Source organism: Chryseobacterium taklimakanense, assembly GCF_900187185.1.
GTDB classification, from domain to species: Bacteria; Bacteroidota; Bacteroidia; order Flavobacteriales; family Weeksellaceae; genus Planobacterium; species Planobacterium taklimakanense.
In genome coordinates this window covers 359,130-378,116 of the sequence record NZ_LT906465.1, presented here as the reverse complement: position 1 = coordinate 378,116, position 18,987 = coordinate 359,130, and the positions used below count along the sequence as shown (strand labels likewise).

General features: G+C 37.5%; 21 protein-coding genes. 17 read left to right on the top strand and 4 right to left on the bottom strand.

The annotated features are described in order from the left end of the window. The first annotated feature begins 5 nt into the window (after positions 1–5). The 9 genes from CKV81_RS01855 (at position 6) to CKV81_RS01810 (ending at position 7,558) form a co-directional block, all read left to right on the top strand. On the top strand, positions 6–614 hold the full coding sequence (locus tag CKV81_RS01855; protein ID WP_095069850.1) for a hypothetical protein: 609 nt from the start codon (positions 6–8) through the stop codon (positions 612–614). 152 nt (positions 615–766) lie between these two features. Further along, positions 767–1,138 (top strand): hypothetical protein, encoded by a 372-nt coding sequence (locus CKV81_RS01850; RefSeq protein ID WP_095069848.1) that lies wholly within the window; start codon positions 767–769, stop codon positions 1,136–1,138. Between the two features lie 297 nt (positions 1,139–1,435). Next, positions 1,436–2,554, top strand: a complete 1,119-nt coding sequence (locus CKV81_RS01845) for a phage baseplate assembly protein V (protein WP_309300020.1) — start codon at positions 1,436–1,438, stop codon at positions 2,552–2,554. A gap of 3 nt (positions 2,555–2,557) precedes the next feature. Next, complete coding sequence (locus CKV81_RS01840; RefSeq protein ID WP_095069846.1) at positions 2,558–3,490, top strand: DUF3289 family protein; 933 nt, start codon at positions 2,558–2,560, stop codon at positions 3,488–3,490. 29 nt (positions 3,491–3,519) lie between these two features. Then, a complete protein-coding gene (locus CKV81_RS01835) occupies positions 3,520–3,912 on the top strand; it encodes a hypothetical protein (RefSeq protein ID WP_095069844.1) in 393 nt (130 codons plus the stop codon). Positions 3,913–4,536: 624 nt separating this feature from the next. Continuing rightward, the gene (locus CKV81_RS01825; protein WP_185116909.1) at positions 4,537–5,133 is read left to right on the top strand and encodes a bacteriophage T4 gp5 trimerisation domain-containing protein; all 597 of its coding nucleotides are present in this window, start codon (positions 4,537–4,539) and stop codon (positions 5,131–5,133) included. An 11-nt stretch (positions 5,134–5,144) separates the two neighbouring features. Beyond that, complete coding sequence (locus CKV81_RS01820) at positions 5,145–6,431, top strand: zinc metalloprotease (protein WP_095069840.1); 1,287 nt, start codon at positions 5,145–5,147, stop codon at positions 6,429–6,431. Between the two features lie 122 nt (positions 6,432–6,553). Continuing rightward, a complete protein-coding gene (locus tag CKV81_RS01815; RefSeq protein ID WP_157727340.1) occupies positions 6,554–7,123 on the top strand; it encodes a hypothetical protein in 570 nt (189 codons plus the stop codon). 63 nt (positions 7,124–7,186) lie between these two features. Then, the gene (locus CKV81_RS01810; RefSeq protein ID WP_095069836.1) at positions 7,187–7,558 is read left to right on the top strand and encodes a bacteriophage T4 gp5 trimerisation domain-containing protein; all 372 of its coding nucleotides are present in this window, start codon (positions 7,187–7,189) and stop codon (positions 7,556–7,558) included. Positions 7,559–7,748: 190 nt separating this feature from the next. Here the strand turns inward: CKV81_RS01810 and CKV81_RS01805 are convergent, their stop codons facing one another. The 4 genes from CKV81_RS01805 to CKV81_RS01795 are packed head-to-tail and all read right to left on the bottom strand — an operon-like array spanning position 7,749 to position 9,384. Then, positions 7,749–8,612, bottom strand: coding sequence for an IS3 family transposase (locus tag CKV81_RS01805; protein ID WP_095069800.1), 864 nt, complete (start codon positions 8,610–8,612; stop codon positions 7,749–7,751). Then, complete coding sequence (locus CKV81_RS01800; RefSeq protein ID WP_095069798.1) at positions 8,609–8,881, bottom strand: transposase; 273 nt, start codon at positions 8,879–8,881, stop codon at positions 8,609–8,611. Before CKV81_RS01800 ends, CKV81_RS01805 begins: the two co-directional genes overlap by 4 nt. A gap of 57 nt (positions 8,882–8,938) precedes the next feature. After that, positions 8,939–9,115: a hypothetical protein gene (locus CKV81_RS13270; protein WP_157727339.1), complete on the bottom strand. Its 177-nt coding sequence runs from the start codon at positions 9,113–9,115 to the stop codon at positions 8,939–8,941. Next, on the bottom strand, positions 9,112–9,384 hold the full coding sequence (locus CKV81_RS01795; protein ID WP_095069798.1) for a transposase: 273 nt from the start codon (positions 9,382–9,384) through the stop codon (positions 9,112–9,114). The genes CKV81_RS13270 and CKV81_RS01795 overlap by 4 nt, the downstream gene beginning before the upstream one ends. A gap of 394 nt (positions 9,385–9,778) precedes the next feature. Between CKV81_RS01795 and CKV81_RS13265 the strand changes: the two genes are divergently transcribed. From CKV81_RS13265 to CKV81_RS01755, 8 genes are all read left to right on the top strand, one after another. Continuing rightward, the gene (locus CKV81_RS13265; protein WP_258454459.1) at positions 9,779–10,063 is read left to right on the top strand and encodes a hypothetical protein; all 285 of its coding nucleotides are present in this window, start codon (positions 9,779–9,781) and stop codon (positions 10,061–10,063) included. Between the two features lie 126 nt (positions 10,064–10,189). Further along, positions 10,190–10,630, top strand: a complete 441-nt coding sequence (locus tag CKV81_RS01785) for a type VI secretion system contractile sheath small subunit (RefSeq protein WP_095074140.1) — start codon at positions 10,190–10,192, stop codon at positions 10,628–10,630. A 12-nt stretch (positions 10,631–10,642) separates the two neighbouring features. Beyond that, a complete protein-coding gene (locus tag CKV81_RS01780) occupies positions 10,643–12,004 on the top strand; it encodes a DUF5458 family protein (RefSeq protein ID WP_095069832.1) in 1,362 nt (453 codons plus the stop codon). Positions 12,005–12,168: 164 nt separating this feature from the next. Next, the gene (locus tag CKV81_RS01775) at positions 12,169–14,652 is read left to right on the top strand and encodes an ATP-dependent Clp protease ATP-binding subunit (RefSeq protein ID WP_095069830.1); all 2,484 of its coding nucleotides are present in this window, start codon (positions 12,169–12,171) and stop codon (positions 14,650–14,652) included. A gap of 95 nt (positions 14,653–14,747) precedes the next feature. Continuing rightward, positions 14,748–15,638 carry a lytic transglycosylase domain-containing protein gene (locus tag CKV81_RS01770; RefSeq protein WP_095069828.1) on the top strand — a complete coding sequence of 297 codons (891 nt, stop codon included), beginning with the start codon at positions 14,748–14,750 and terminating at the stop codon, positions 15,636–15,638. Between the two features lie 2 nt (positions 15,639–15,640). Next, positions 15,641–16,081 carry a GPW/gp25 family protein gene (locus CKV81_RS01765; RefSeq protein ID WP_095069826.1) on the top strand — a complete coding sequence of 147 codons (441 nt, stop codon included), beginning with the start codon at positions 15,641–15,643 and terminating at the stop codon, positions 16,079–16,081. A gap of 10 nt (positions 16,082–16,091) precedes the next feature. Next, a complete protein-coding gene (locus CKV81_RS01760) occupies positions 16,092–17,975 on the top strand; it encodes a type VI secretion system baseplate subunit TssF (RefSeq protein WP_095069824.1) in 1,884 nt (627 codons plus the stop codon). Then, on the top strand, positions 17,976–18,920 hold the full coding sequence (locus tag CKV81_RS01755) for a hypothetical protein (protein ID WP_095069822.1): 945 nt from the start codon (positions 17,976–17,978) through the stop codon (positions 18,918–18,920). It abuts the gene before it with no gap. The last annotated feature ends 67 nt before the right edge of the window (positions 18,921–18,987 follow it).

The window sequence follows — 18,987 nt, the reverse complement described above, 5'->3', positions numbered from 1 at the left end:
GTATTATGGCTAGACACAAATATGTTAAAGGAAAAACGGTTGAGACTGTTCATGGAGATATAAATTATTTTTCAGAATCTAATATTGTTGATAATGGTCAGTTCGTTAATCATACTGGCAAACAAAACGGTATTTTTTATACAGATGAAAATTCAGACATAACAGTAAATGACCTTGTAGTAGATGGTTACTGGTCGGATTCACGAAATAATAAGATAACAAAAGCCTTACTGGGTGAAACGGTTAGATTTCATATTGAGACGAAAAATGTTCCTAATAAAATAAATCTCTTAATAAGGGTATACGAATGGAATAGAATAAACAATATTAGATTAGGAAGTATCAAAAGTGTAACAATATTAAATAATACTGGATATTTTGAATTTTATTTAAATAAGAAATATTGGAAAAAACTACTGAAAAATACAGGCGAAGGTAAAGAATTGGAATTATTTTGTAAAATTAATGGTTGGGGGAGTAGTATTGAAAAAGGTAAATATTTAAATGTTGAAAACAATGATAAAGCAATCGCTTTCTTGTTAGGAGGAGCGGGGCAGATAAGGAGTCCTATTATTTTCAAGGTCCTTTTAGAAATATTCAGGATGCAAAAATAGTATTTGAAAATATATTATACCAAAATCCAAATTCTACAAAATATTACTCAAGTTACTATTTAGATTATAGCGACGCTTTCGATGAATTAAATGAAAAAATCAAAAGTAATATTTTTGATAAAACTACACCACTCTTTATAATTGGTCACAGTTTGGGAGGATGGAATGGCGCACACTTATCCCAAATTTTAACAGATGCAGGCTACAAAGTCAAAATGCTCATTACTTTAGATCCAGTTGGCGAGGGATTTTTAGTATATGTGGGTTCCAATATATACCGTAGAAAACCGATGCCAAAAGCAGACTTTTGGATTAATTTAAAAGCGGTTCCAAATAAACCTGATCAATCTGATAGCGTTGCTGAATTTGGAGAAAGATGGAATATCAAAAGTGGGCCAAACATTAATAATGAAGCTAATTTGAATCATTACAATGCAAAAAAGATGTTTACAATAAATTTATCAACTGGTAAATCCGCCTGTAAATATTTATTAGATGCTGTAAATCTCTTAATTAATCAGTAGTTTCATGGAAAAAAACACAATTTATTTTTTAGGATTTGGTTTATATATGATCGTGCTAATAATTAGTATAATTATATTTCGGAAAACTAAAGGAAATAGCTTCAAATTTCTTTTATATTCAGGATTAATTTTATTAAGTGTAAATCTCATATATTTGCTGTTAGTTAAAATATTCAATAATTCTTACAGCGGAGTTCTTTTAATATACGCTTCAATTATTTTGAACTTATTATCGATTCCTACAATAGTAATGCTTTTTATCTTAAAACTTATTAAGAAATAATCTCCTTGTCACCTTTGGGCACATGCAAAAGAGTAGCTAAATTCTCGGAGGTTGGCGACCAGGTGATGGTGAACTCCCAGCAGAGCGCCGCAGGAAGCGCGGGCGTGGAGGTCTTCACCGTTAGCGGCAACACCTCCATTCCTTTCCTCTACCCGGGCTGCGTGGCAGACATCAACATGCGCAAACCCGACAGCAACAAGACCTCCTACTTCACCCGGATCATGGTCACTGAAGCCACCCACCAGGTGGATGCCATAGGGAACTATAAGGGAACCTTTAAAGCGATTGCTTCCGACACCGGTTTTATCCCAAGGCCGGAATTTACAGTTCCGGTTGCACAACCACAGATTGCCACCGTAGTAAGCAACAGCGATCCGAAGGGACAGGGCTGCGTAACAGTGCGTTTCGACTGGCAGCTGCACGACACTACGAACTTCATCCGCATGATGGCTCCCGACGCCGGCGGTACCGACCAGGTGACGCAGAACCGCGGCTATGTAGCTATCCCCGAGGTCGGCGACCAGGTAATGGTGGGCTTCCAGTTCAACCATCCGGACCGACCGTTCGTGATGGGCGGGATGTTCCATGGTGGAACGGCGCTGGGTGGGGGAAGCAACAACTCCGTGAAGTCTATTATGACCAGAAGCGGGCACAAAATTATTTTTACCGAGGACGAAAGCATTGTCATCACGGACAAGAGTGGCAATGAAATCCATTTGGATACAACAGGAAGTAATATTAACATCACTGCTCCTGAAACCATGACGCTCAATTGCAAGAACATGAACATTAATGTCACGGAGAATATGACAAGCATCATTGGTCAGGACCAGAGTACATCTGTTGGAGCGAACCAAAGCAACATGGTTGGGCAAAATATCACAGAAAGTGCTGGCATGAACAAGACGACAAGCGTGGGAATGCTCAACATGCTTTCCGTGGGTACTGACTTTATTACCAATGTGTTAGGAAAAATGACGGAGTTTATACAGGGGAATAAGGAGAGCCATACAGAGAATGACAGGACGAGGGTTGCCAGCGGTAAAATAAGCGTTCAGAGTAACGATGTGTATGAACAGCATTCGCAAAAAGAAGTGAAGAATGCATCCGGTGAACAATCTAAAAATCATTAGTATATGAGCAAAGAATCTTATATCGGAGGTGATTACATCGAAACTACAGGTGGCTCTACAAAGGTATATGCGCAAGGAAACATTGAGAATTCTTCTGCTAAATACTTTGCCCAGAAGGGTGATGAAACTGGGGTTCATTATATTAAAGCTTCGAAACCAGAAAAATGTAAAGAAGGTGAAATCAACGTTGCAAAAAAACTAATTGGTCAAGCTAAAAGATTACCTGGCTTTAATTATGATGGAACAGTAGCAGAAGATATGCTTTTTAATGATAAGCCTGCAAAATCCAGATCAATCACACAAGACCCTGTTTTCAAAAAGAATAACGCAACATTAGGTGCCTATCTTGATCAACTTATGACTTCTTTATCAATAGGACAAATGGAAACGGTTGCCTTGGAGATGTCAGCCAGATTTCAAAAAGGTAGTGGTGGAACTTATAAGAGTGATATTTTAAACTCTGAAATAGCAAATCATGGAGCATTCGTTATTTATCATAATGAATTTTTGGGAAAGCTCCAACACGAATTAGCGAACCATAATTATGATGTAGAAAAAATAACGCCTATATCTATGAGGCTATTGAATTTTTCATCATTTTGGGATAAGGTGTCAGGACTAGGAATCACTATCCATCAAGTATGGAGCGTTAAGGCTGAGCTTATAGAATACAAATACAACAAATGCAGCAAAGTTTGGACAGCAAATTTGCTTTATACATTTTATGATCATTTCGGGCTGGACTGGGACGATATTGTAAAACATGGAAAAGACAGAATTCCACAATATCACACAGGGGATTTCTTTAAAGCGTGGTATATACTTCAACATTATCGAAATGCAAAGCCATTTATCACAGAGATAACACGTAAGGTATTTATAGCAGGACATTCAAACCATACATTATCAAATATTTATTATTATTCACCTTGTTAGTTTTTCAATTTTGTAATCAAAAAAAAAGTATGGATTCTCAAAGAAAATTTGAACTGAAACCTTTAAACTCTATCACATACGAATTTTCCGTGGACGGTAATAATAATAGGATTGATTATTTCTTTATTGATGGCAATTTTTTATATGAAAAAGAATATTATCATGAAATTGAAAAGAAAATTCGAAACTATTATCCTTCTGAAAAAAAACATCTATATTCTATTTATATTTATAACAAAACCGATGAAATTAATGATTCCTTTAACAAAGAAAGGAAATGGCTAGATGGGGAAAATAAAAACTTGATATCATACATCAGACTTACAGAAGGGGTGCCAGATATTTTTTATATATTGAAAGATGGGAATGTAGTTTACGACAATATTAAAAATAAAGAAATAAATTTTGAATTTGATCAATAGGTTTATACACTAACTCAAATTCAGTCATTAGCATCAAGCTGGAGAAAGGCTTAATGCAAAAGCAGCGCCGAGCCCTGAAGGAGTACCAGCAACAATGATGACATTTACACCGAAATAATGATGAAGATTACCCCGGTATTACAATTTAATTCAATTATATCTTTAGCAGTATTTTCTGCTTTAGTTTTCGTTTTCTTTAATTACATTTTGGCAAACGCCGTAGAAATAATTGATCCCTGTTCTTCTACACCTGGGAAAGAATATACATGGTGGCTAATTTTTGGTGCCATTTTTTGTTGCTTTTCTCTGGTTTTTTCTTAAAAAAAATCCAAGTTTAACTATGGAGAATAACAAAAACATTTATGTGTTTACGACGCTGTTTATCGTTCCCATGATTTCTTTCTTTATCGCTTTTACTGTTCTTAGCAGCCCATTGATTCAAAATTACTTTACAAACATAAATCTTACAGATTCAATTTATGAGAATGATTGTTATGGAGATTTGGAGATAAATTCCGTTTTTTTGAACGGCTTATCAGCTTTATTTGTTTTTTTATTTCATTAATAGTTTTTGTATTATTTATGAATAAAAAAAGAAGTGATAACAAGTTGTTATTTTAAGATATGCACAGCCATCCGGACCGGCCTTTCGTGATGGGCGGCGTGTTCCATGGCGGGACAGCGCTGGGCGGCGGAAGCGGCAATTCTGTAAAATCCATCATGACGCGCAGCGGCCACAAAATTATTTTTACCGAGGACGAAAGCATTATCATCACGGACAAATCTGGCAACGAGATACATCTGGACACTAGCGGAAGCAATATCAATATCACCGCGCTGGAGACGATGACCTTAAACTGCAAGAATATGTTCATCAATGTGGGTGAGAATATGTCCACATCTGTTGGTCAAAACCAAAGCAATAATGTAGGGCAAAACCGTGACGAAAGTATAGGAATGAACAGTAGCCAAAGCATCGGGATGAATTCAACACAGAGTGTTGGCGCAATAAAAATGACTTCAGTTGTTGGTGATGCGAGCGTATTTATCACCGGGAAACTGACGGAGATGATCGAGGGTGATGTGCATAGTGAGACGAAACAAGGAAAGACGGTTGTTAACAGTGAACAAGGCATTGAAACATCAACAAGTGGTCAAATAAAAAAGGACGCACAGGGAAATATCGATAACAGAAGTGGAGAAATTGGTAAATCACATTAAAAACTTTAACTATGAGCAGAACGAGAATTGTAAAAGGAAAGATTACCGAGATCATTGGTGGAGATTTGCGCTATTATTCTGAAACTGACATCGTGGAAAGTGCAGCGGAGGTTTATTCTGAAAAAAGTGCTGATAAGATTTTACATGGTGATAATCCTAGAAAACCACCAATTGGCGAAATCATTGCGAAGTGTTTAGTGAAATTTAGACCAAGTGAAAAGTATGTTGGACAATATGGGTTTGATTGGATAAGGATCGGAGACACAAAATTAAGTGGTGATTGTGCTTATAAGAATATTATTTGTAACAAAAGTGGCAATGTGGATAAAAATGAATTTACATTATTGAAGAATAGATTTGACAAAATTTTAATTAAAGAAAGAAAAATCTCTTATATAGTTCCAGAGTTAAATTTATATCCCGGTTTTGAATCACAATTAATAATGTACATTGATATTGAAGAAAAACCAGAGAAAATAATTCTAAAATATGACAAAAAATACCTGGATTTGAGGGGGAAGGATGAGATTACAAATGTTTCCGTGACGTCAAAGGGAAATCCAAGAAAAGAATATTTAACAGTTTATTCTAAAGAAGCTTCGCCCAAAACCAATTATATCGAAGCTTACGCCGTTGATAAAAATAAGGTTGAACATTTGGTTGGGAAAATGAAAGTTCTTCCCAATATCTATGTTTACAGTTTGCCTGTAATTTTAATTGGAGTAACAACAAACCTATCTGGAATAAAAGGAAATTCTAAAACAGGTAATTATATCGGTGAATATAAAAATTTATATAAACTTTGTAGGCAAGCACTAGTAAAGCCAAATTTAAAATATCTTCAAAAATTTGACGTTTCAACAAGTGCAGAGGTGAGCTCTTTCAAAACAAGTGGCGGTATTGCTTATCAAAAAAATGTAGGTGGTAATACCACATACGTGCATCATACACTTGAAAAGTTATTTAATGCAAAATATCCAGAATTTGTAAATTTTTACAAAGTGTTTTTCCTTGCAGATTCTTCGCCAGGAACGGCCGGCGTTGCATTATTAAACAATAAACTAACTATTGTATTTACTCCTCGAAATTCTGCGACAACAACTCATGAGTTACTACATGCAATTGGTTTGCCCCATTCTTGGGAAAAGAAAAACAAAGATACTAATATTAATGGATTCATTTTTAGGAAGCAGCAAACTGATAATGTTATGGATTATTCAACAAATAGATATTCTTTATGGAAATGGCAATGGAAAAAATTACAGAGTAATTGTACTAAACAAAAATATAAACCCTAAAATGTAAAATTATGTACAGATGTTATTTGATTGCTTTTATGTTAATTGTATTTTCATGTAATAGTAATGGTCAAAATCAAAATAGATCAGATACGTCAAACCCCAAAAAAACTCAGAAAGGTATGCAGAATATTGATTTATATTACTGGAAAGAAAAAGCAAATAATTATCAAAAAAATAATAATGGAGAAGGTGAGGTAATTAGTACAACCCCTAAGTATTATTATTTAAAAGAGGAGAAAAACAATATTTTATATGAATTCACAGGTGATGACTCAGAAGGATTTTCTCTAGTGGAAACCAAAAAAGCCCCCAACATTTATAGTAATGTAAACTTCTATAGGAGCAATGGTAATTTACTTTATAAATTTTCGACATTAACAGTAAATCCTAAGATAGTTGTTGGGGAACATTTGGAATTTAGCAATGATGGTAAAGTAATAAAAAGAATCAATTATGATGAAGGATTTGTGAGAACACCAGAGGAAATCTTAGCATTTATAAAAAATAAAAAAGGAGAAATTTTTAATGACTTGACCATAATTGACAGGCATAATATTGATGGCAAGCGATTTTGGCATTTAGAATTTTTGACAACTGGGACAAGAATTGTACAAATTTATAAATTGGAAGATAAAACCTTACAAATTTTGAGTAAACAGGAACGCGATTCAGATTTTTTAGAAGATTAAGGGTTATTTCTTATTTTTTTTTAACTCGCTTGAAAAAATATTAACATCACGGCACCGGAAACGATGACGCTGAACTGTAAGAATGTGTTCATCAACGTCGGAGAAAATATGTCCACAACAGTCGGGTCAAACCAAAGCAATACGGTCGGTCAAAACCGCGATGAAAGCGTTGGGATGAACAGTAGCCAAAGCATCGGGATGAATTCAACACAGAGTGTAGGAGCAATGAAGATGACATCGGTAGTGGGAGATGCAAGTGTTTTCATTACCGGAAAACTGACGGAGATGATCGAGGGGGATGTGCATAGCGAGACGATGAAGGAACGAAATGAAGTGAGTGAAGGAAAAATCACATCACAAAGTTCTGGAACACACGAACACCATTCTGAAAAAATTGTTAAAAATAATAGTGGTGAAAAAAGTAATAACTACTAATAACTTGACAAATGAGCAGAACAAGGATTGTTATATAGTTCCCCCCAAAGTTTGGACAGCAAATCTTAAAAGTTAAGTTTGATTTTGTGTGTTTTTGAAGGTAGCAGTTTTGCATATTTCCACATAGGAAAAATCCTTTCAAAGATTTTTCCGTGTAGCGTGGGAATGTGTAAAACTGCGTGAACTTTCATTATGCTGCTTTTTTCTCCTTTTGGTTAAACATTTGTGCAGGAACTTCGTAACCTAAGCTTTGGTGTCTCCTGCTGTGGTTGTAGTAGGCAAAATACTTGTTCAAACCAATATAGCACTCTTTTCCGTCTTGATAGGCATAAAGATAAACATTTTCATATTTTACGCTTCGCCAGAGCCTCTCGACAAAGATATTGTCCAGTGCCCGGCCTTTGCCATCCATACTCTGGCGGATGGTTTTGTGGGATTTCACATATTCGGTAAACAAGTCTGAAGTGAACTGGCTTCCCTGATCGGTATTAATGATTTCAGGCTTTCCGTAGGTTTCGATGGCTTCATCCAGAACATCGCGGCACCACTCCGCGGTCATCGTGTTGCTCAGGCTCCAGCCCACCACATAGCGGCTGTAGAGATCGATGATGGCAACAAGATACAGGTATCCGCCCCTTACCGGGATATAGGTGATGTCCATCGCCCAAACCTGGTTGGGATGGGTTATGGGCAGGTTCTTCAGCAAATACGGAAAAATTTTATGCTTTTTTCCCTTCCCTTTTTTGCTGGTGCTGGGTCCGGGAGCAGAAGCGCTGATGCCCATCAGTCGGTAAAGCCGCTCCACACGCTTTTTATTGACTAAAAGCCCACAATCTTTATTGAGCCACTGCACCATTCTGGGAACGCCCTTCCAGGGATGTTCCATAAACTCCCTGTCTATCATCTCCATCAGCTTCAGGTTCAAATCGCTCTCCGGAACTTTTTTGTAATAATGACTGCTGCGAGAGATCTGTAAAAGTTCGCACTGCTTCTTTACGCTGATTTTTTCCCCCTTGCCGATGTGTGTTTTTCTTTCCGAGACACTCTGCTTCATGACAAGGCTTTTTTTAAAAAATCAATCTCCATTTTCTGCTGGCCGATCACTTTGTAAAGCGATTCTACATCTTCTTTTTTCTCTTCTGAAGCCTTCTCCTTACCGAAAATCTCCGCTCCGTTCTTGAGGAACTCCTTTTTCCAGGTTGTAATCTGATTGGGATGCAAATCGTGCTTTTTGGCAAGTTCGTGCAGTGGAAGACGCTCCGACAAGGCTTCTACGACAACCTTGAACTTAAACTGCGAATTGAATTTTCTTCTCTGTGACATATTGTAAATTTAATAGGTTTTTTCCAACTAAACTTACTGTCCCATTTTCGGGGGGAACTATACCATAAACTCCCTGTCTATCATCTCCATCAGCTTCAGGTTCAAATCGCTCTCCGGAACTTTTTTGTAATAATGGCTGCTGCGAGAGATCTGTAAAAGTTCGCACTGCTTCTTTACGCTGATTTTTTCCCCCTTGCCGATGTGTGTTTTTCTTTCCGAGACACTCTGCTTCATGACAAGGCTTTTTTTAAAAAATCAATCTCCATTTTCTGCTGGCCGATCACTTTGTAAAGCGATTCTACATCTTCTTTTTTCTCTTCTGAAGCCTTCTCCTTACCGAAAATCTCCGCTCCGTTCTTGAGGAACTCCTTTTTCCAGGTTGTAATCTGATTGGGATGCAAATCGTGCTTTTTGGCAAGTTCGTGCAGTGGAAGACGCTCCGACAAGGCTTCTACGACAACCTTGAACTTAAACTGCGAATTGAATTTTCTTCTCTGTGACATATTGTAAATTTAATAGGTTTTTTCCAACTAAACTTACTGTCCCATTTTCGGGGGGGAACTATACCATGATTTCTTTCTTTATCGCTTTTACTTTTCTTAGCAGTCCATTCATTCAAAATTACTTTACAAACATAAATCTTACAGATTCAATTTATGAAAATGATTGTTATGGAGATTTGGTGATAAATTCTGTTTTTTTGAACGTTTTATCGGCTTTATTTGTTTTTTTTATTTCATTAATAGTTTTTCTATTATTTATAAATAAAAAAAGAAGTGATAATATGTTGTAAATTTAAAATATGCACGACCGTCCGGACCGGCCTTTTGTAATGGGCGGGATGTTCCATGGCGGGACGGCGCTGGGAAGCGGGAGCAACAATTCAGTGAATATATTATGACCAGAAGCACGCATAAGATTATTTTCACAGAAGACGAAAGTATCTTGATTACCGATAAATCTGGAAATGAAATACATCTGGATACGACGGGTAGCAATATTAATATTACGGCACCGGAGACGATTAATATTAAATGTAAGAGTTTCAATATCGATGTGGATGAGAATATGAATACTTCCGTAGGTCAAAATCAAAGGGTCTCCACCAAACTGCAAAGAAGGAATAATAACCATAAAAAAAATTCTTGTAGGAAGCCCAAATTCAAAAAGATTCCGCAATAATTTAAAATTTATTGTAATTCTATGTTTTTTATTAGAATTTTTTTTATAAATTTCCCCAATAAAAAATATACTATTTTTACCTTATCCAAATCAAAAATAAACCAAAAAAATATTAATATTATGGCAATGTTCGAATATGGCGTTGGCGGAAACGAAGTAAAAGTAGATGCTAATGAGGCAATACATTTCATTCAGGAGAATCGCGCCCTTCTTGTGAGCAAACTTACCATTGATGAACCTTTCGTTCCTGAAGTCGTAAAAGGGCTTAAAAACGAGGAAGACGTTTTCAGACATTTTCAGCCTTCCGTTGGCGTTCAGCATGAAACAGAAGACGGTACCATCATTGACGAAGAATTCAGATTTAATAATTTAGGTGATTTTACTCCTAAAAAGTTAACTGAAAATTCCGAATATTTAAAAAAAATCCAAATTGAACAGGAACAGTATAACAAAATTTTGCGTCAGTTGAAAAACAACAAAATTCTGAAGACTATTTTAGAAAACGAACAAACCAAAGGTGCTCTTGTACAGGTTTTAAAGGATGTTGCAAAGGAATTAGAAAAATAAAAACACAAAATCATGGAAAATAATCAACAGGCGGCACAATCCCAGCAGGTGCAACATATGCAGGAGCACCATCAGCAAAAAGGAAATGCGCTCAACGAGCTGAACAAAGTTGGAGGATTTAATTTTGTAGAAACTGTGGTAGATGGTATTGCCAATATGAATCCTACCAGGAAAGCCAGAAAAGAAATTTTTCTTAATGATAATAACAAGCAGGGCGAAAGAAAAGAACTGGCACAAAAACTTAACTTATGGATTTCGCTGCTCGAAAATCACGCCACTGCAGACCAAATGGCAGAAACCTGCAAAAATAAAGCCCTTTCTGCCGAACAAAATTTGAAGAAAAACCTAAAAAACACTTTAGATACCACTCGCGAGCTGGAAACCAATTACAGAACTATAGCTCAGTTCTTTAAGAATACAGAATTGGATAAAGTGGATAATGTTAGTATCGTAAATGCTTCTATGGAGCAAATGACAGATATTGACAATCCTCTTTTCATTGATGCAATTGCCAATGAGTTCAAACAAAATTATGACCGCTTGGATTTGAGGGATAATTATTCAATTCTTGCAATTCCTGGTTATTTAGGATCAAATAAAGTTGTTGAGAAATGGGCGAAAATCTGTAACGAAAATAAGGTTATGTTGGTTACCGACTTTGCAAATCTTGATAAACCTGATGATGTGGTAGATTTATTCCACTCTGCAAACCTTACCGGTGGCGAATTGCATCGAAGCAACGTAATTATGACGACCAATTGGCTCGTTGGAAGAGGAAGAGCAGAAGAAGTGGGCGAGGAAGAGAACGTCGATTTGCCGCCTTCAACTTCTTTGGCAGGAAAAATTTACAAAACTTTAATGTCACAGGTTGCCGCAGGTAAAAAACATGGCAACATCAATGAAGTGGATGCTGTAAAATTCGACCTAAAAAAAAGTGAGATTTCCCAACTTGAAAAAATGGGATTGGTCCCAATGGTCAACGAATACGGAAAAATAATGGCGTTTTCTGCAAAAACTTTATTTACAGGAGACAATATTGGCTTGCAAACGTATTCTGTAGTGCGGGTGTTCGATTATGTTACCAAAGTTTTACTAGATTTTCTTAATAGGAGGGCTTTTGAAAACTGGAACCCGAGAAATGAAGACGATTTAAGAAGACAGATCGTTGCTTTTCTGGATGGGATTAAAGGGCCGGACAAACTTATTGAAAAGTTCAAAATTGTTCGTTTTGAGCAGGATAAAGTCAATAAAGACCGGGTTTGGCTTGATATCCGAATGACACCATATTTCCCTACAAAAAGTTTTGTCATCAAACTAGACGGGCACAAAGGAGACGACGGAAACGAATGGGAAGCTGAATACCAGCAGGAGTAACATTTTTTTCAGTTAATAAAATAGCCCGGATGCATTATTCGGGTATTTTTTTACTTACGAAACCATTATAGGTTTTTACTATTCTTTTTTTTCTGCTATTTTTTTGATTTTACTTAAGATCAATTGTTCATAATCCTATATCTAAAACCATAAAAATTGAGCTTATGAGCGTAGTGATTACTAACGAAACCGTAAAGGATCTTTTCCATATAGCGCAGTCTGTAGCGCGCGAAAATTATAATGTAACATATGGTGCTCCACATCTCTTACAGGCACTCATGCATAAAGATATTGGGCTTAGGGATTTCCTTACTAATATAGATAAAGATCCGGGCTATATTTACGAATGGGCAGAAGTCCGCATTGAAGAATATCCTAAAACTTCCTCGCTTCCTGAAGAATCATCAAAAGATGACACGGTAAACAAAATTTTGGATGAAGCAGATGATATACGCCTGAAATTGGGTTTGGATGAAATTGCGCCCGTCTGCATCTTGGCGGCGATTACCAAGGCCGGTGTTGCATTCAGCGTGCAGGAACTTAAATCGCTTCCCATCCGCGAACACGAAATCATAAATATTTATTCCGGAGAAGGCAAAAAAATTGATTTACAGCAAAACGCTTTATTATCTGAATTTGCTGATATCAAAGGCAATTTTCCGGCAATCAGCAGTTATTGTATTGACCGGACACGAGACGCCAGAAACGGAAAACTGGAAGAAATTGTTGGCAGAGATAAAGAACTAAGGATGTTGATCGAAATCCTGTCCCGAAGAACAAAACCCAACGTTATCATCGTAGGAGAGCCGGGAGTTGGAAAAACCGCTTTGCTTGAAGGATTTGCCAAGCAACTCATTGATGGAAATGTGCCGGAATTGTTGAAAGAAGCAACACTTTTGGAACTGAACACCGGTTCATTGCTTGCAGGGACTTCATATAAAGGCGAAATAGAGGACCGTTTGAAAAAGGTCATTAATGAATGTAAGAAAATAAATAAGGCTATTTTATTTATCGACGAAATACATTCGCTGTTAGATAGTAAGGGAAGTGCAGGAAATGTTGCCAATCTGCTGAAACCCGAGCTCGCCCGTGGAGAAATTACCGTAATTGGTGCTACAACACAGGAAGAATACAGAAAAATAATTGAGCCGGAACGTGCGTTCGACAGAAGATTTGAAGTGCTGCATGTGGAAGAACCCGACGAAATTGCCTGCGTGAAAATGATCAATAAAGTACTTCCGGCTTATCAGGAACATCATAAAGTAGAAGTGGATCATACGTCCTTGCCTGATTGTGTAAAACTTGCCAAGCGCTATTCTAAAGGAAAAAAACTGCCCGATTCCGCAATAGATCTGTTAGACAGAACCATGGCTTCCATCAAAATGTTGGACGAAATGTCTAAAAATGATTTAAAGATTTGGAGGGATAATTATATTAAAATCATAGAAGATATTGAAGAAACAGATCCATTGCTGGTGGATGAACTGATTTGGAATTACAACCTGCTCAAAAATAAATTAAGCCCTATTCTCTGGGGCTCACTTTCAGAACAGCAGGAACTCGATAATTCTATGGGAATTTCTCAAGTGAAGAAAGTAATCGATAATACTTTTGATGAATTGACAGAACTCGCTTCTGTAAAAAGAGAAAAAGTTGGAAAGCTGGAGCTCGCCGCGGTGATGGCATCCAAAACAGGAATCCCGATCGGTAAAATTCAGGCAGGCGAAAAAGAAAAGCTCCTGAATATGGAAGACCTTCTCAAAAAGCGGGTTGTAGGGCAGAACCATGCGCTGAAAATTCTGGCAGATGCCATAGTAGAAAACCGAAGCGGATTGGCAAAACCCGGGCAGCCTATTGGTTCATTTTTCCTTTTGGGACCAACTGGAACCGGTAAAACCGAACTCGCAAAATCGATGGCAGAACTGCTTTTCAATGACGAAAAATCCATGATCCGTTTTGATATGTCAGAATTTAAGGAAGAGCATTCTGCAGCCTTGCTTTACGGGGCCCCTCCAGGATATGTGGGTTATGAAGAAGGCGGCATGCTGGTAAATAAAATCCGTCAGCAGCCTTATGCGGTGGTGCTTTTTGATGAAATTGAAAAAGCACACTCTTCGGTTTTCGATGTATTCTTACAGATCATGGACGAGGGAAAAATTTCGGACAAATTAGGGAAAGAAGGAGACTTCAGTAATTCTTTGGTTTTGTTTACCTCAAATATTGGAAGCGAGGAAATTGTTCAATATTTTGAGCGAAATGAAATTCCGGTTTCGAAAGACCTCATGAGAATTATGAACGAGTCGGGGCGTTTCCGTCCGGAATTTTTAGCACGGATTACCGAGATTATTCCGTTTTCGCCTATCACCGAAGAAATGGCAGAAAATATTTTCAAAATCCAGTTGAAAACCCTTAAAAATTCATTAACAAGGCTTGGGATTGGTTTGGAAATCACAGATGAGGCTGTAAAAAACCTTGCTTTGAATGGCTTTAGCAGTAAATATGGAGCAAGACAAATTTCCGGAGTGATCCGTTCACAATTAGCAAGACCTATATCCAAAAAAATTGTTAGAGAGGAAGTGAAAAGCGGACAAAGAATAAATATAGACTGGGACAACGAGAACAGTGCATTGGCTTGGGAAATTGTCTGAGTTGTTACTTTAATAGCAATACTTCAAATATAATTATTATGAAATACTCGATTATTTGGGAAATGAAAACTTAAAATTTCAACATCAAAACACAAATGAAAACAAAGAAATTAAAATACATCATCACCCTTTTTTACCTGCTCATTTCGCTGATTGCAGCTGCACAGGATTTAACTGCAACCGACACTTCTGAAAGCACAATACGACGCTACCAAAACATCATTAAGAACAACCGGCAACTGGTGAAGTTTGTGGAATATACCTTTGCGAGCAGAGGGATCCCCAAACATATGCGCAATCTTGCGATTATAGAATCTGGGCTGGATCATCAGATTGTTTCCCATGCGGGCGCAAAGGGAATGTGGCAATTTATGGTGGAACACGCCAGCCAATACGGGCTTTCTGATGAAGAGCGTTCCGATATCTATAAAAGCACCAAAACTGCCGCGGTTTCACTGATCAATCTCTACAATAAATATGGGAGCTGGATTACTGTTGTTGCTGCCTATAACTGCGGCGAAGGTAATATTAAAAAGGCGATGGACAGGGCAGGTTCCAAACAGTACACAGCATTTGCGCCTTATCTTCCTTTGGAGACCCAAAACCATGTTAAAAAATTTCTGAATGCATGTTACGCAACCAACGAATTGAACCAGGTTTTAGGCAATCATTATAAAATGCAAACTCAAGCAATGATTTCCGGTGCTGCGCCGAAAAAGTCAATCACATATGCGCATGCACCTACGAAAAAATTTAAAAAATCGAGTGGTAAAGGACTAAGCGAGACAACTATCAATGCAGCGTATAAGCTAAATATCATTGCGAAATTCATTAGCGTTTCTCCTGAAAAAATTTTAGCTTGGAATCCCGGGATCGAAAAAAAACTTGCAGAAAAAGGGGAGAGTATCTTTTACCTTCCGGATGATAAAATGGTAGAATTTCAACTCAACCAAAATAAGATTTTGACATCTTCCTTAAATAATTAACAATGGAGCAGCCCAACTACAAAATGCCTTTTAACCCTAAATCTGTTATGAGCAGTAATGGGGTTTTGCAGACCTGTGATATGGGAGAAAGCATTGCGCAAAACATTATGTTGCTCATTACCACAAAAAAAGGTGAAAACCGGTATGATGAAAATTACGGTAATGAAGTTTGGAACACCGAATTCGACAATGGAATTTCGCCTTCTGTCTGGGAAAGTATATTTATTAAAAGTCTGCGCCGCCAAATTCTGGATTATGAACAGCGCCTCGTAAATCCTGAAGTTGAAGCTCACATCAGTATCGTAGAGCACACCTATGAAACAAGAAATTTAACTGAGATCAAAAAAAAAGTACGCGTAACCATACGCGCAAAATTAGAAGCCACCGGCGAAAATTTCAATTTTGCTACAGAACTTTTTCTCAGTCCAATGTCGATCGATTAAATAAAAAGAGATGAACCTTAATAACCATACTTACTCTAAAGAAGCCATAAAATCCAGAATGCTTCAAAATGCTACCAAACTTTGGGGCGTGAAGAATATGCAGCTGCTGGATCCGTTTGTGAAACTGCTTATAGACGCTTTCAGTACTGAAGTTTTTAAGGCAAATAACGAAATTCAGGCTATCAATGGCAGAATTTTAGAGAAACTTGCGAAGCTGCTTACACCGTCACAATATTCGCATCCTATGCCGGCGCATGCCATTGCGTTTTGCACACCGGAAGAGGATAACGAAATATTGATGGAGCACTCGGAATTTTTCCTGAAGAAACAGCTGAATTCTTTACGGAAAAATCAATCTGATACACAGGTAGAAGTGTCGGTAACTCCAGTAGAAAATATTGCCCTCATTAAAGCACAGACTGCGATTATGGTGGTTGCAAACACGGTGTACAGCATCGACGGACAGCTGAACAAAATTCCGATCGCAAGGTTGTCGCCTGATGTGGAAAAATATAGGAAAATAAAAATTGGTATAGATGTGAGCCGATATTCATCTGAAATTTTTCCTGAAAAACTTACCTTTTATTGTTCCAACCCGACCTTCGAAAATATTGATTTTGTTTACAACTTACTTCCACATATCAGTATTTCCCATAACGGAATTCCGCTGAATGTGAGTAGGGGGATGGTTGAAGTGAACGCGCCTGATGATGATAGTTTTGAAAGTATTTTCGAAGAGCAATCCATCCGCCAAAAAATTAAGCAAGATATAAAAAATATTTACAACAACCGCTTTATAGAAGTGGAAGGCATCACGCCGCAAATGTTTAAAGAAATAAAGACGGGTCTTCCTGAAAATTTAGATGATGGAAGTGCGGTTTGGGAACCTCACAGAATGAAAAAATATCTGTGGCTCGATTTGGAATTCCCTCCGCAGTATAACGCCGAAATTTTAGAGAACTTCCTCTTTGTTCTCAATGCATTTCCCGTTTATAACCGCAGCTGGAAAAAAACCGAATATGCACTGGATATTATGGGGAATAACATTCCGTTGGAAACTTCAGAAAACGAGTTCTTCCTGTATGTGGATGAAGTGATTGACGGACAGGGCAAATCCTATGTGGAAATTCCTTTTACTCCGGCGAGCCATATTGATAGAGGTTTATATACCATCCGAAAAGGAGGTATGGAGCGGTTTACAAGCCGCAACGCAACCGACCTAATGGCGCATATTATGGAACTGCTGCGTGATGAGGTTGCTGCGTTTTCCATCATCAACAGAGATAAAGTGAAGGAAATTTTGGGAGAGATTTCTGAAAAAATGAAAACATTGATGAAGAAGGTGGAGGTTGCCAACCGCGAGCTTCGGGAGGATATTAATTATGTCATCATCGAGCCTCTGGAAAATGCCGCTCATACCTATGCCACTTTTTGGGTTTCCCACTGTACTTTGGCAAATAATATAAGGCCAGGTACTGAGCTCTACTCACAAAAAAGATTGCAGTATATCACTCTAATTACCGAAATCACCGGTGGAGCAGAAGAACAAAAACAATCAGATACCATTTTGGCTTATAAATATGCGCTTACCACCCGCGACAAGATTATTTCGATGGAGGACGTAAAAAATTATTGTAGGCTGATCCTTAAGAGCCAGTTGAAAAGCATCAGCGTAAAACGCGGCGTTATGATTAGTGACAGACCAAAAGAAGGATTCATAAGAACGGTGGATGTGAATATTACTATTCAGGATTATGCATTTTATGGAAGCAACTACTGGAAAAGTATGCAGGAGATTTTGAAAAATAATATTAAATCCAAAGCCATTGACAGCGTGGAATACAGAGTCATCATCAAAGAAGAGGTAGCTAACTCCGAGTTAAAAACAGTGTAAATGAAAACGGATACGACCTATATTGCAGAGCTCAACTACAATACACTTGGAACGGATTTCAAGCTGGAGATCGTCGCTGCCAATCTTCTCAAATATTACCGGATGAGCTCCAATATGTTCATTAAACGAATTGGAATAAACGACCGCCCTTTCCTGAAAGACGTAAGAAATATTTATACCAACAGTTATGGTTTTGAAGATGAAACTTTGGTGTTGGAAACCTATCGCGAAAGTATTTATGATTATCTTCCTGAAGGACTTTTTCATCCACCTTCATTGGGGAACTACAATAAAAATGTAGAAGGTGTTGTAAACGAAATCCGGAAGCAAAGGCAGGTAGAAGAAAATGCAAGGAATTTTTTCCAACCCTTTGAAATCGAAATTTTTAATACAGAAGTTGCCGCGCTGATCAAAGAAACTGAATTTGATATCGCTGACAAGTCTGATACTTTAGTGAATACACTTTCTGAACTTTGGCCTTTGCTGAAAAAAGTGGATAAAGAAACTGCTCGCACATTTTTTTATATTCTGCCGTTTCTGCATGAAGTTAGAGGTAACAGGCGGTGGATAGAGCGGTTTCTTAGTGCATTTTTAAGAGTAAAGGTTGAAATCGGTTACCGCCCAAATGTAATTGATCATAAAGATGATGAAGAGGGCTTTACAAGATTGGGAAAAACCAGATTGGGGATTACTTTTATCCCCAACGGTCAACATATGGATGGCGAAAGAAACTGGCAGCTCAATATTGGGCCGCTACCTTACAATCAAATCGATAAGTATGTTCCGGGGCATCCGTTCAGGAAATTGCTTCAGGCGATTTATGATTATTTAATCCCTATATCGGTAAAGATCTTTGAAAATTTTATCACTGTGAAAACCGAACAGTCATTTCTCTTGAACGACAGGGGTGAAAGTTCGCATTTAGGTTATAGTACTTTTATCTAATATTTAATATATTTATTGCATAGTAAGATTTTATGGAGTTTGCTTCAATCAAAGGCGTTTTTTTAAG